General features: G+C 71.1%; 12 protein-coding genes and 1 pseudogene. 8 read left to right on the top strand and 5 right to left on the bottom strand.

Going from position 1 to position 13285, the window contains the following annotated elements; genetic code table 11:
- Nucleotides 1-19: 19 nt before the first annotated feature.
- A pseudogene (locus tag AC2D9U_RS07745) lies at nt 20-736 on the top strand (heme ABC transporter ATP-binding protein); the annotation flags it as partial.
- Nucleotides 737-1117: 381 nt separating this feature from the next.
- Here AC2D9U_RS07745 and trpS read toward each other — a convergent pair.
- Together trpS and AC2D9U_RS07735 are read right to left on the bottom strand one after the other, a co-directional pair.
- A complete protein-coding gene (gene trpS / locus AC2D9U_RS07740; protein WP_484747867.1) occupies nt 1118-2119 on the bottom strand; it encodes a tryptophan--tRNA ligase in 1002 nt (333 codons plus the stop codon).
- An 88-nt stretch (nt 2120-2207) separates the two neighbouring features.
- Nucleotides 2208-2924, bottom strand: coding sequence for a YggS family pyridoxal phosphate-dependent enzyme (locus AC2D9U_RS07735; protein WP_484747866.1), 717 nt, complete (start codon nt 2922-2924; stop codon nt 2208-2210).
- Between AC2D9U_RS07735 and AC2D9U_RS07730 the strand changes: the two genes are divergently transcribed.
- From AC2D9U_RS07730 to holA, 6 genes are all read left to right on the top strand, one after another.
- On the top strand, nt 2923-3534 hold the full coding sequence (locus tag AC2D9U_RS07730) for a thiamine phosphate synthase (protein WP_484747863.1): 612 nt from the start codon (nt 2923-2925) through the stop codon (nt 3532-3534). The two genes, AC2D9U_RS07735 and AC2D9U_RS07730, sit on opposite strands and share 2 nt — an antisense overlap.
- Before the next feature lie 215 nt (nt 3535-3749).
- Entirely contained in the window at nt 3750-5003 is a 1254-nt protein-coding gene (locus AC2D9U_RS07725; protein ID WP_484747861.1) for a porin, read from the top strand.
- A gap of 164 nt (nt 5004-5167) precedes the next feature.
- On the top strand, nt 5168-5737 hold the full coding sequence (locus AC2D9U_RS07720; RefSeq protein ID WP_484747859.1) for a DUF3576 domain-containing protein: 570 nt from the start codon (nt 5168-5170) through the stop codon (nt 5735-5737).
- A gap of 72 nt (nt 5738-5809) precedes the next feature.
- Nucleotides 5810-8431 carry a leucine--tRNA ligase gene (gene leuS, locus AC2D9U_RS07715; protein ID WP_484747857.1) on the top strand — a complete coding sequence of 874 codons (2622 nt, stop codon included), beginning with the start codon at nt 5810-5812 and terminating at the stop codon, nt 8429-8431.
- 10 nt (nt 8432-8441) lie between these two features.
- A complete protein-coding gene (lptE, locus tag AC2D9U_RS07710; RefSeq protein WP_484747855.1) occupies nt 8442-8951 on the top strand; it encodes an LPS assembly lipoprotein LptE in 510 nt (169 codons plus the stop codon).
- Nucleotides 8948-9952 (top strand): DNA polymerase III subunit delta, encoded by a 1005-nt coding sequence (gene holA / locus AC2D9U_RS07705; protein WP_484747853.1) that lies wholly within the window; start codon nt 8948-8950, stop codon nt 9950-9952. Before lptE ends, holA begins: the two co-directional genes overlap by 4 nt.
- Before the next feature lie 123 nt (nt 9953-10075).
- On the opposite strand, the gene AC2D9U_RS07700 is transcribed toward holA, so the two are convergent.
- Together AC2D9U_RS07700 and AC2D9U_RS07695 are read right to left on the bottom strand one after the other, a co-directional pair.
- Complete coding sequence (locus AC2D9U_RS07700; RefSeq protein ID WP_484747852.1) at nt 10076-10693, bottom strand: Maf family protein; 618 nt, start codon at nt 10691-10693, stop codon at nt 10076-10078.
- Nucleotides 10690-11559: a pyruvate, water dikinase regulatory protein gene (locus tag AC2D9U_RS07695; RefSeq protein WP_484747851.1), complete on the bottom strand. Its 870-nt coding sequence runs from the start codon at nt 11557-11559 to the stop codon at nt 10690-10692. Before AC2D9U_RS07695 ends, AC2D9U_RS07700 begins: the two co-directional genes overlap by 4 nt.
- 357 nt (nt 11560-11916) lie before the next feature.
- On the opposite strand from AC2D9U_RS07695, the gene hemE reads away from it, so the two are divergent.
- Nucleotides 11917-12960 (top strand): uroporphyrinogen decarboxylase, encoded by a 1044-nt coding sequence (gene hemE / locus AC2D9U_RS07690; RefSeq protein WP_484747849.1) that lies wholly within the window; start codon nt 11917-11919, stop codon nt 12958-12960.
- Between the two features lie 3 nt (nt 12961-12963).
- Here hemE and AC2D9U_RS07685 read toward each other — a convergent pair whose 3' ends face one another.
- Nucleotides 12964-13215 (bottom strand): GlsB/YeaQ/YmgE family stress response membrane protein, encoded by a 252-nt coding sequence (locus tag AC2D9U_RS07685; RefSeq protein WP_484747846.1) that lies wholly within the window; start codon nt 13213-13215, stop codon nt 12964-12966.
- Nucleotides 13216-13285: the final 70 nt, after the last annotated feature.

The following is a 13285-nucleotide window of genomic DNA, read 5'->3' as shown; positions in this document are numbered from 1 at the left end:
GGTGCTGCTGCAGGGCGTGTCGCTGGCGCTGCGGCCGGGCAGCGTCACGGCCCTGGTCGGCCCGAACGGGGCTGGCAAGTCGAGCCTGCTGCGCGTGCTGGGCGGGGAATGCGCGCCCGATTCCGGCACCGTGACCCTGGCGGGACAGGCACTCGCGGCCGTATCGCCGCTGGCGCTGGCACGGCGCCGGGCGGTGATGCGCCAGTCGAGCGGCCTCGCCTTCCCGATGTCGGTGGCCGAGGTGGTCGGCCTCGGCCGGCTGCCCTGGCACGGCACGCCCGAGGCCGCGCGGGACCGCGCCGCCGTCGCGCGCGCCATGGCGCAGGCGGAGGTCGCGCATCTCGCCGGGCAGGCCCATGCCACGCTCTCAGGCGGTGAGCGCCAGCGCGTGCACCTCGCCCGCGCGCTGGCGCAGTTGGAGGGCGCGGAGGGCCCGGCCGCGCTGCTGCTCGATGAACCGACGGCCAGCCTGGATGTGCGCCATGCCGGCCTTGTACTGCGGCTGCTGCGGGCGCAGGCGGGCGCGGGGCGGGCGGTGCTGGTGGTGCTGCACGACCTGAACGAGGCCGCTCATGTCGCCGACGAGGTGGCGGTGCTGGCGGCGGGCCGGTTGCTGGCCTGTGGGCCGCCGGCCGACGCGCTCGCGCCGGCGGCGCTGGCCCGCATCTACGGCATCGGCTTCCGCGGGAGCGCAGGGCAGGGCTTGGTGCCTGTTTTCGATCCGGCGGCGGCTTGAACTGGTCGCGCGGAAGAACTCGCACTCGGTAAAGGCGGTCTCCGGTGCAGCGTTACGTGGTTGGGGTTCGACGACTAAACGGCCGAGCGCATCCTGGAACCGAGCGCTTGCGGCAGGATCCTCGTTCGAGGTGCTGGATGCGGCCCGTGCATTGATCGATCGGATCGTGGTGCCCCCCTCGCCAGATGGCGGCCCGGCCGGGATCGAGTTGATCGGCGAATTGCGGGCGATGCTCGGGTTCGCCGGGATCGATCTGCAGGTAGCAGACCGAGCCATGGCTGGGCCAGACGCCATGGCTGTCGACGCGACGCTGGGTTCGGTAAGGGCGGGCGCAGGGGGCCACTGCCCCTTGGCAGGGGAGTGTGAGGGGGCAGCGCCCCCTCACCGCCGCCGCAGGAACCCCACAATCTCCTCCGCCCTTTCGCAGATCGGCGTCGCCACCGCATCCGCGCGATCCGCGCCAAGGCGAAGCTGCGCGTCCAGCGCCGCCGGATCATCGAGCAGCCGCGCCATCTCCGTCCGGATCGGGTCGAGATGCGCGACCAGCGCCTCGGTCAGCACCTCCTTGAAGGCGCCGAAGCCCTTGCCGGCATGGGCGCGCAGCACGTTCTCCGGCAGCGTGCCGGTGATCGCGGCCAGGATGCCCACCAGATTGCGCGCCTCGGGCCGGCCTTCCAGGCCGCTCTCATGCTCGGGCAGCGGCTCGGCATCCGTCTTGGCGCGGCGGATCTTCAGCGCGATCGTGTCGTGGTCGTCGGTGAGGTTGATGCGCGACTGGTCCGAGGGATCGGACTTGCTCATCTTCTTCGTCCCGTCGCGCAGGCTCATCACGCGCGCGGCCACGCCCTGGATCAGCGGCTCGATGGTGGGGAAGAAATCGACGCCGAAATCATGGTTGAACTTCTGGGCGATGTCGTTCGCCAGTTCCAGATGCTGGCGCTGGTCGTCGCCCACCGGCACCTTGGTGGCGTGGTAGGTCAGGATGTCGGCCGCCATCAGGTTCGGGTAGACGTAGAGCCCGGTGCTCGCCGCCTCGCGGTCCTTGCCGGCCTTGTCCTTGAACTGGGTCATCCGGTTCAGCCAGCCCAGCCTTGCCACGCAGTTGAAGATCCAGGCCAGCCGCGCATGGGCATGGACATGCGACTGGATGAACAGCGTGCAGCGCTTGGGGTCGAGCCCGCAGGCGATCAGCGCCGCGGCCATCTCGCGCGTCTGGCGCGCCAGCTCCTTCGGATCCTGCCAGACGGTGATGGCGTGCAGGTCCACGACGCAGAAGATCGTCTCATGCGTGTCCTGCATCGGCACCCAGTTGCGGATGGCGCCGAGGTAGTTGCCGAGGGTAGGCACGCCGGAGGGCTGGATGCCGGAGAAGACGCGGGTCATGGCTCGTTCGCTCTGATCAGGTGATCACTGCTTGTGGGGTGCCGGCCTTGGCGTCAAGCGGGAGGGCGGGAGATCCGGGCCGGCCGATTCAGACCTTCGGGCCAAGCGGCCCTGCGGTCATCGGACGGCTGCCGAAAATCGCGCTGCCGATCCGCACATGCGTGGCCCCCGCCGCGATGGCCTGGGCGTAGTCGCCGCTCATGCCCATCGAGAGGGTGCGCAGCCCATGCGCAGCCGCCATGGCGGCCAGGGCGGAAAAATGCGGCGCGGGATCGCCCTCCGCCGGGGGGATGCACATCAGCCCGTCGATCTCCAGCCCCTGCTCGTCGCGGCAGAAACGCAGGAAATCCGGCAGGCCGGCCGGGGCGATGCCGGCCTTCTGGGGCTCCTCGCCGATATTCACCTGCACCAGCAGCCGCGGGCGGCGGCCCTCCTTCGCCATCGCCTCGGCCAGCGCGATGGCGAGCTTGGGCCGATCGAGGCTCTCGATCACATCGGCGACGCGCACTGCCTCGCGCGCCTTGTTGGTCTGCAGCGCACCGATCAGGTGCAGGCGCAGATCGGGGTGGGCCGCGCGAAGCTGCGGGAACTTGGCCTGGGCCTCCTGCACCCGGTTCTCCCCGAACAGGCGCTGCCCGGCGGCGAGGGCAGCCTGCACCGCTTCCACCGGATGGGTCTTGGAGACGGCCACCAGCGCCACCGCGCCCGGGTCGCGCTTGGCAGCCTGGCAGGCCTCCGCGATGGTCTGCCGGATACGGGCAAGGTTGGCCCCGATGGGGCTGAAGGTTTCGGGATTGTCGGTCATGGCGCGGACGCTAGAGGGGTGGAGCAGAGGGCTCAAGCCGGCGCGCGATTGGCGTGGCCGGCGCCTGCCGCGGCTGTGGCTGCTCTCCGACCCCGCGCGCCTGCCCGATCCGCGCGGCGCGGCGGCGCGGCTGCCGGCCGGGGCGGGGGTGCTGCTGCGCGGCGCCACACCCCTGGTTCGGCGGGCGATGACGCGCCTGGCGCGGGCGCGCCGTCTTGTCCTGGCGGTCGGCGCCGAGGGCCGCGCGGCGCTGGCGGCGCAGGCGGGGCTGCATGTGCCCGACCGCGCGCCCTGCCACCACCTGCTGCCCTTCCTGCTGGCGCGGCGGCGGGGCTGGCCGATGGCGCGGCTGTCTCTCGCCGTGCATGGCCGCGCCGGGGTCGCCCGCGCGCGGCGCCTGGGCGCAGACATCGCCTTCGTCTCGCCGGCCTTCCCGACGGCGAGCCACCCGGGCGCGCCGGCCCTGGGCCCGCTGCGCTGGGCGGCGCTGGCGCGCGGATTGCGGCCGGAGATGGCGGTGGCGCTGGGGGGCGTGGGGCCGGCCAGCGCGGGGCGGTTGCCGCGCCGGCATGTCGCCGGCCTGGCGGCGATCGGCGGTTTGGCGCGATGAAACCTGCTGCAACAGGCTGTTGCTCCGGCGCCACAGTGTTTCAAGGAAGTCGCGTCGCCCGGCAAAGCCCCGTTGCCCCATCGCGGGGTGCCGTCCAATAGTCTGCCCAGGCCTGACCGGCGGAGGGAGTATTCCCTTCGTCGGCCACCTGCCGAGGGGGGCAGGCGGGTCGTCGCATGCCGGGGGCCACCCGGTACAGGAGGAGGTTTTTAACGATGCGCAAGATTCTGCTTGGCACGACCGCTGTGGTCGGCGCTGCGCTGCTCGGCGCCACCGCCGCCCAGGCGCAGACGGCTCCGACCGTCCGCGTCGGCGGCTTCATGGTGACGATGTTCAACTACGTGAACGACGACCTCGACAAGGCCGCCGGCCCTGGCAGCCTGACGGGCGTGTCCGGTGCGGGCGCCGTGTCGCGCGACAAGACCGATTTCCGCAATGAGCTGGAAGTCCAGGTCTTCGTGACCGGCAAGGCGGCCAACGGCCTGTCCTACGGTGGCGTGATCGAGTTCCAGAACGACAACTCCGGTGCCTCGGGCGCCGGCACGGCGGTCGACATCGACGAAGCCTATGTGTTCGTGTCCAGCCCGACGCTCGGCACGATCCGCTTCGGTGAAGAAGACAGCGCCGCGAGCCTGCTGCAGGTTCGTCACCCGCAGATCACCGGCCTCGGCTCGGACGGTGACTGGGATGACGGCGTCCTCGGCAGCCAGGCCCGCACCGGCGGTGGCCCGTCGCTCCTGACGGGTATCAACGACGGCAACGACAGCACGAAGATCGTGTACCTGTCGCCGCAGTTCTTCGGCTTCGACTTCGGCGTGTCCTACTCGCCGAACGCCGGCGAAGGCGAGCGCATCACCTATGGCCGCGTGTTCGACACCTTCTCGACCACCGCCGCCAGCCCGGCTGTTCCGCTGAACAACCTGCAGCGTGACGGCACCGCCCTGTCGAACGAGTTCTCGGGCGCCCTGCGCTACCGCGGTTCGTTCGGCAACGTCGGCATCGCCGCCGGCTTCGGTGCGATGCGCGCCGATGCGCCGAGCGCGAGCGCTGCTGGCGCGGCCATCTCCGGCCGTGACATCACCGCCTACACGGCGGGCCTGAACGTCTCCGCCTTCGGCTTCACGGTCGGCGGCGAGTACACCTGGGGCAACTACTCCGGCGTCTCCGCCGGCCGCGCGCCGCTGGCGCAGGGCCGCGACGGCTCCGACCTCTGGGTGCTGGGTGCGACCTACGTGACCGGCGCGCTGTCCTTCGGCGGCTGGTACGGTGTGGCCACGCAGGACAACGGCCCGGGCGTGCAGGATCGCGAGCAGACCGCGTTCGGCATCGGCGCCGCCTACACGATCGCGCCGGGCCTGGAGATCTTCGGCTCGTACAACAAGCTCGAGGACAAGAACGTCAACATCTCGGCCGCCCTGCGCGACCGCAATGTGGACGTGTTCTTCCTGGGCACGCGCCTGGCCTTCTGATCCTTCCGGATCAGGGCTCAAGGGGGGGCGGCAGGGCAACCTGCCGCCCCTTTTTTGTTGGGCGCTTCCGTCCGCCCTTCCATGGCGCTACACAGGCGCCGGCGGCCCGCCCCGGCGGGCGCCGCTCGACCGCCCCCAGGGGTGGTCCTTCAGGACGGAAACAGATGACCCGGCGACTTTTCCCCTCTTCCGCGCGTGCCCTGCTGGTGGCCGGGCTGTCCCTCGGCCTGCTCGGCGCCTGTTCGAACATGGGCGACAATTTCCGTGTCCCGGGTCAGGACGAATACAATAGCGGAAGCCGCCGCGACGGCGTGCGCGGCCGCCTGGGCGGCACCGATGGCATCGTGCTGTTCGGCACCGACCGTACCCAATCCCGCAACACCGCCGATGGCGCGGGCGGGGCCGGGCTGGGCGTCAACGCCTTCCTTTGGCGCGCCACGCTGGACACGCTGTCCTTCATGCCGCTGTCCTCGGCCGACCCCTTCGGCGGCGTCGTGATCACGGATTGGTACACGCCGCCCGGCGCCACCGGCGAGCGCTTCCGCGCCACCGCCTATATCCTGGGCCGCCAGCTGCGCTCGGATGGCGTGCGCGTGGCCCTCTTCCGGCAGGAGCTGCGCGGCAACAACTGGGTCGATGTCCCGGTCAGCGCCAGCACCAATGCCGAGATGGAAGACCAGGTGCTGACCCGCGCCCGCGAATTGCGGGCCCAGGCGACGACCGCCACAAGGTAGCCATCTGCTCTTTGCAGCCGGGCCTGCGGGCCTTATGCGTGGGGGCTCAATCAGGCCACGCAGTGCATCATCATGACCGATACCGCCCCCGCCGCGCCCTTGCGGCATGACTTCGCCGCCGCCGAGCCCCGCTGGCAGGCGGCCTGGCAGGAACGCGGCTGCTTCGACGCGCCCGACGTGCCGCCCCCGGGGGCGAAGAAATACTACGTGCTCGAGATGTTTCCCTACCCCTCGGGCAAGATCCATATGGGGCATGTGCGCAACTACACGCTGGGCGACGTCGTCTCCCGCTACAAGCGCGCCAATGGCCATCTGGTGATGCACCCGATGGGCTGGGACGCCTTCGGCCTGCCGGCGGAGAACGCGGCGCGCGAGCGCGGCATCCATCCCGGGGAATGGACCTATGCCAACATCGCCAACATGCGCGCCGAGTTGAAGCGCATGGGGCTCGGCCTGGATTGGTCGCGCGAATTCGCCACCTGCGATGTCGGCTATTACGGCAAGCAGCAGGCGCTGTTCCTGGATTTCTGGAAGGCCGGGCTGGTCGAGCGCAAGGAATCCTGGGTGAACTGGGATCCCGTGGACGGCACCGTGCTGGCCAATGAGCAGGTGATCGACGGGCGCGGCTGGCGCTCCGGCGCGCTGGTCGAGAAGAAGAAGCTCAGCCAGTGGTTCTTCGCCATCACGAAATTCGCGCCCGATCTGCTGGAGGCGCTGAACACGCTGGATCGCTGGCCCGAGCGCGTGAAGCTGATGCAGGCCAACTGGATCGGCCGCAGCGAGGGCGCGCGGGTGCGCTTCCAGCTCGATCAGCCGGTGGATGGCATCGAGGAAGCCGAGGTCTTCACGACCCGGCCCGATACGCTGTTCGGCATGAGCTTCCTGGCGGTCGCCGCCGAGCATCCGCTGGCCGCTGCCGCGGCCGCGCGCAACCCGGCGGCAGCGGCCTTCATCGCCGAATGCCGCAGCATGGGCACCTCCGAGGTCGCCATCGAGCAGGGCGAGAAGAAGGGCTTCGACACCGGCCTGCGCGTGAAGCATCCCTTCAACGGCAAGACCTACCCGGTCTGGATCGCCAATTTCGTGCTGATGGAATATGGCACGGGGGCGATCTTCGGCTGCCCGGCGCATGACCAGCGCGACCTCGATTTCGCGCGGAAATACGCCCTCGAGGTCACGCCCGTCGTGCTGCCGCCCGGCGCCGACGCCAACAGCTTCGCCGTGGGCGATGTCGCCTTCGTCGAGGATGGCACGATCTTCAACTCGGATTTCCTCAACGGCCTCGCCGTGCCCGCCGCCAAGCGCGCGGTGATCGACCGGCTGGAGGGGATCGGCACCGGCACCGGCGTGGTGAATTGGCGCCTGCGCGACTGGGGCGTCTCGCGCCAGCGCTACTGGGGCTGCCCGATCCCGGTGATCCATTGCGACGATTGCGGCGCCGTGCCGGTGCCGGCCGACCAATTGCCGGTGGAGCTGCCGAAGGATGTGGATTTCTCCCGCCCCGGCAATCCGCTCGACCACCACCCGACCTGGAAGCATGTGGCCTGCCCGTCCTGCGGCAAGCCGGCGCGGCGCGAGACCGACACCTGCGACACCTTCGTCGATTCCTCCTGGTATTTCGCGCGGTTCTGCTCGCCCGGCGCGGCCGAGCCCGTGACCCGCGCGGCGGTGGATGGCTGGCTGCCGGTGGATCAGTATATCGGCGGCATCGAGCACGCGATCCTGCACCTGCTCTACAGCCGCTTCTTCACTCGCGCGATGCGCGAGACCGGGCACCTTGCCCTGGCGGAGCCCTTCGCCGGGCTCTTCACCCAGGGCATGGTCCAGCATGAGAGCTACAAGGGGGCCGATGGCCGCTGGCTCTACCCGGAGGAGGTGGTGTTCGGCACCGCCGCGGACGGGACACGCATCGCCCATGTGAAGGACAGCGACGAGCCCGTGACCATCGGGCGCATCGAGGCGATGTCGAAGTCGAAGCGCAACACCGTCGATCCCGGCGCGATCATCGCGAAATACGGGGCGGATACGGCGCGCTGGTTCATCCTTTCCGACAACCCGCCCGAGCGCGACATGGAGTGGACGGAATCCGGCGTGGCCGGCGCCTTCCGCTTCACCCAGCGGCTCTATCGCCTGGCCGCGACCGCCGCCCCCGCCCTGCCGCCGCCCGAAGCCGCCTTCGGCGACTTGGCCCCGGCCGCGAAGAAACTCCGCCAGGCGACGCACCGCACCATCGCCGCCGTGACCGAGGCGCTGGAGGGCTTCGCCTTCAACGTCGCCGTCGCGCGCATCCATGAATTCGCCAATGCGATCGGCGAGGCCGAGGCCGCCGCCGGCGAGCCCGGCATGGGTGCCGCGCGGCGCGAAGCGCTGGAGATCGCCGCGCGGCTCTTCGCGCCGATGATGCCGCATCTGGCGGAGGAGATCTTCGCGCTGCTCCGCCCCGGCCATGACCTGCTGGTCGCCCAGATGCCCTGGCCCGAGGCCGACCCGGCCCTGCTGGTCGCCGAGACGGTGAAACTCGCCGTGCAGGTGCTGGGCAAGCTGCGCGGCACCATCGAGGTCGCGGTCGGCGCGAGCGAGGAGACCATCTTCGCCCTGGCCGAGGCCGAGGAGAACGTGCAGCGTGCGCTGGGCGGCAAGCCGATCAGGAAGCGGATCCATGTCCCGGGGCGGGTGGTCAATTTCGTCATTTGAGCGTCGCGCGTTGCTGGGCGCGGGCCTGCTGCTGCTCGGCGGCTGCGGCTTCCGCCCGGTCAATGGCGTGAACCGCGCCGGCGGGGTGGAGCCCGACCTCGCCGATGAACTCGCCGCCGTGCAGGTGGCGCTGATCCCCGAGCGCTTCGGCCAGCTGCTGCGCCGCAACCTGCAGCAGCGCCTGACCATCGGCGCCACGCCCCGCGCGCCGCGGCACCAGCTGCGCGTCGAGCCCAGCCTGCTGGGCGAAGCGGTGGGCATCGACCGCGAAGGCACCGCCACCCGCGTGCGCTCCATCGCCACGGCGCGCTGGGCGCTGGTGCGGATCGGCCCGCCCGAGACGGTGGTCGCCAGCGGCTTCGAGCGCAGCCTCGATGCCTCCAACGTGCCGACCAACCAGTATTTCGCCGCCGATTCTTCGCGCGAGACCGCGGAGCGCCGGCTCGCGGATGCGCTGGCGCAGGAGGTGGTGACGCGCGTCGCCCTCGCGCTGCGCCGGCAGATGTCCAACCCCGCGTGAAGCTCGAGCCGCGGCGCATCCAGGCCTTCCTGGCCGATCCCGGCCCGACCCGCGCCGTGCTGCTGTTCGGCGAGGATGCCGGGCTTGTGCGCGAGCGGGCCGAGGCGCTGCTGCGCGCCGTGCTGGGCGGCGCCATGGACGACCCCTTCCGCCTGGCTGAGCTGAGCCGGGAGGAAGCCGCCCGCCCCGGCGCCCTGGCCGGCGAGGCCGCCGCCCTGGCGCTGACCGGCGGCCGCCGCGTGGTACGGCTGCGCGACGCCACCGACAGCCACGCCACCGCGCTCAAGGAAGCCCTGGCCACGCCGGGAGAGGCGCTGATCATCCTCGAAGCCGGGGAGCTGACCGCCCGGGGCAAGCTGCGCGCCCTGGCCGAGGCGGCGCCCGAGGTCGCGACCATCGCCTGCTGGCGCGAGCGGGGCGAGGAGCTGGCGGGCACCATCGGGCGGCTGCTGCGCGAGCAGGGCGTGCAGGCGGATGGGCCGGCGCTGGATTTCCTCGCCGCCCGGCTCGGCGAGGACCGCATGCTGCTGCGTCGCGCGGTGGAGGTGCTGGCGCTCTATGTCGGTGCCGGCGGGCGGGTGGATGAGGAAGCCGCCGCCGCCTGTGTGGCCGAGGGGGCGAGCCTCGACCTCGATGAGGCGCTGATGGCCGCGACGGCGGGCGATGTGCGGGCCGCCGATGCGGCGCTGGACGCCGCCTTCGCCGAGGGGGCGAACCCGGTGATGGTGGTGCGCGCGGCGCTGCGCCATGTGCAGCGGCTGCATGAGGCTGCGGTGGCGGGCGGCGATGCGAATGTGCTGCGCCCGCCGGTCTTCTTCCGCCACAAGCCGGCCTTCGACCGGGCCCTGCGGCTCTGGTCCAGCGCCAGCCTGGAGGCCGCCGGGGCGGCGCTGCTGGAGGCCGAGAAGCGGACCAAGACCACCGCCTTCCGCCACGCCGATGCCACGCTGGCGCGCGCCGCGGTGGCTGCCCTCGCCCGTCAGGCCGCCGCGCGGCGTTGATTTGGTGTGCACGAAGGTTTCACCTTCGTGCCCCTCAGACGCCGGGCGCGGCGCCTCCGCGCCGCTTGGCTTCGCCGCACTTACGGCGGCGCCCATTCGGGCGCTCGGCCCTGCGGGCCGCCTTTATGCCACCAACACCCCATGCTGGCGCAGGAAGCGCAGCAGGGGGGTGAGCGGCAGGCCGAGGATGGCGCTGTGCTCGCCCTCGATCTTCGCCATCAGCTGCACGCCCGGCCCCTCCAGCCGATAGGCGCCGACCGAGGCCAGCAGCACCTCGCCCTCCGTCGCCAGATAGGCGTCGAGGAAGGCCTCGGAGAAGTCGCGCATGGTCAGGCGCACGGTGGTGACGTCCTGCCAGATGCGCTGGCCGCCGCGCCAGATGACGGTGCCATTGACCAGCTCATGCCGCTTGCCGCGCAGCCAGAGCAGGTTCTCCCGCGCCCGGGCGAGGCTGTCGGGCTTGTCGAACCAGCGGCCCTCGCAGACCAGAAGCTGGTCGCCGCCGATCACCAGCGCCTCGGGCGCGCGGCGGGCGACACGCTCGGCCTTGGCTTCGGCGAGCAGGATGGCGGCCTCGGCCGGCGTCAGGCCCTCCGCCTGGGCGGCTTCCTTGATCGCGGCCTCATCCACCGCCGCCGGGCGGGCCTCGAAGCGCAGCCCGGCCCCTTCCAGCAGGGCGCGGCGGGAGGCGGAGGAAGAGGCCAGCACCAGCGCCGGTGCCGGCGCCTGCAGCGCGCTCAACGCGGGCGGTCCGGCAGGGCGGCCGGTGCCTTGGCGTTGCGCCGCGCGTGCCAGGCCTCCATGAGCTGCAGCACGGTCGCTGCCGTCTCCTCGATGCTGCGGCGGGTTACGTCGATCACCGGCCAGCCATGCGCGGTGCAGAGCCGGCGCGAGGCCTGGATCTCCGCCTTCACGGATTCATGGTCCACATAGTCGGTGGCGTCGTGGCGCACGCCATGCGCGCCGATCAGCTTCAGGCGGTGGCGGCGGATCTCGATCAGGGCCGAGACCTCGATATGCAGCCCGACCACGGGGCAGGGCGCGTTCTCGAGCTCCGGCGGCAAGGCGGCGCCGGGCACGATCGGCACATTGGCGGCCTTGATGCCGCGATTGGCGAGGTAGAAGCAGGTCGGCGTCTTGGAGGAACGCGAGACGCCGACGAGGCAGACATCGGCCTCGGCGATGCCGGCCGTGCCCTGGCCGTCATCATGCGCGAGCACATAGTGCATGGCGTCGATGCGGCGGAAATAATCGGCGTCCATGACGTATTGCGCGGCGCGTTTTTCCCGCGCGCGCTCGCCGATCTCGGTCTGCAGCAGGTCCATCACCGGGTCGAGCGGCGAGAAGCACTCGACGCCGAGCCGCTTGCACTGCTCCTCCAGTGCCAGGCGGAGCGAGCGATCCACCAGGGTGAAGAGCACCGGGCCGGGCTCGGCCTCGATGCCGTCCAGCACGCGGTCGAGCTGGAGGCGCGAGCGCACCAGCGACCAGCGATGATGCACGACATGCGGATCCTCGAAGCGCGAGAGCGTGGCGCGCGCGATCGAGTTCAGCGTTTCGCCGGTGCTGTCGGAGACGAGGTGGAGGTTGATCATACGTTGGGGCATGGCGGGCCGACCATAACGGGGAAGACGGGGAAAACGGGGAAAACTTCGCCCGGTCAAGCCATGCCGCGAGGGGAGCGGGGATAAACCGGCCCGCGCCGGTACCGGGGCATGAAAGACCCGGGCTGCGGCCCAGAGCTGGGGACAACCCGAAAGCCCCAACCCCGGCAAGGGCTTGGCGCGCGAAACGCACCTGGACAAGCCTGTGGGGAAAAGCCGGGCGAGCCGTGATCCCCAATGCCCACAGGCTCCTATTACCCCAGACCCCTTTATGATTCCTTTTCTTTGGTGAGAATGGCGGGCGAAGGCTCACGGGAGGCAAGGTTGACAGCAGCGACAGGCGGGACGGCAGGCGGCAGCATGGGGGAGACCAAGCCATTGCTGCGGGCCCTGTCCGGGGAGGCCGTCTGGCCGCCGCCGATGTGGCTCATGCGCCAGGCCGGGCGCTACCTGCCCGAATACCGCGCGGTGCGGGAGCAGGCGGGCGGGTTCATCGCGCTCTGCACCACGCCCGAGATGGCGGCGGAGGTCACGATCCAGCCGGTGCGCCGCTTCGGCATGGATGGCGCCATCCTGTTCTCCGACATCCTGATGGTGCCCTGGGCGATGGGCCAGCCGCTCCGTTTCGCCGAGGGCGAGGGCCCGGTGCTGGAGCCCCTACGGGATGCCGCCGGCATCGCTTCCCTTGAGGTCGGCGCCATCCGCGAACGCGCCGCGCCGATCTTCGAGACGGTGCGCCAGACCCGCGCGATCATCGAGGCGCAATTCCCCAGGACCGCGCTGATCGGCTTCGCCGGCAGCCCCTTCACCGTCGCCTGCTACATGGTCGAGGGGCACGGCTCGAAGGATTTCCACACCGCGCGCGGCATGGCCTTCAACGACCCCGCCCTGTTCGGCAAGCTGATCCGCGCCCTGGTCGAGAGCACCACGGAATACCTGCTGGCCCAGGCCGAGGCCGGGGCCGAGGCGCTGATGCTGTTCGACAGCTGGGCGGGCATGCTGCCGCCCTCCCAGTTCCGCCGCTGGGTGATCGAGCCCACGGCGACCATCGTGCGCAGCCTGAAGCGGCTGCACCCTTCCATCCCCGTCATCGGCTTCCCGCGCCTGGCCGGGCCGATGCTGGGCGAATATGTCGCCCGGACGGGGGTGAACACGGTGGCCATGGACACCGCCATGGACCCGAAATATGCGGCCTCCGTGGTGCCGGGGCATGTCGGGCTGCAAGGCAATCTCGACCCGCTGGCGCTGATCGCCGGCGGGGCGGCGCTGGAGGCCGAGACCCGGCAGATCCTGGCGGCGATGCGCGGCCGGCCCTTCGTATTCAACCTCGGCCATGGGATCGAGAAGATCACCCCGGTCGAGCATGTGGCGCAGCTCGTGCGCCTCGTGCGCGCCGGGGGGTGAAGCTCAGCCGATCCGCGGGCCGAAGGCGCGCAGCAGCAGCAGCAGGCTGATCGCGCCGACGACGGCGCCGAGCAGCCCCGCGCCCTCGCCCGGCTGGTACCAGCCGATCCATTGGCCGAGCAGCGTGGCCAGCACCGCGCCCACCATGCCGAGCACGGTGGTCACGATGAAGCCGGCGCTGTGCTTGCCGGGTGTGAGCCAGCGCGCCAGCAGCCCGGCGAAGAAGCCGATGATGATCGCCCAGAGCAGGCCCATGGTCTCATCCTCCGAATGTGCCGGAGGGTGACATGGGATCATGGCTGGCCGAAGGCCATGGCCGCCTGCC

The organism is Roseomonas sp. TF40 (genome assembly GCF_057219975.1).
Note: the sequence above shows the minus strand (reverse complement) of the source record. Positions and strands in the feature narration are given on the sequence as shown.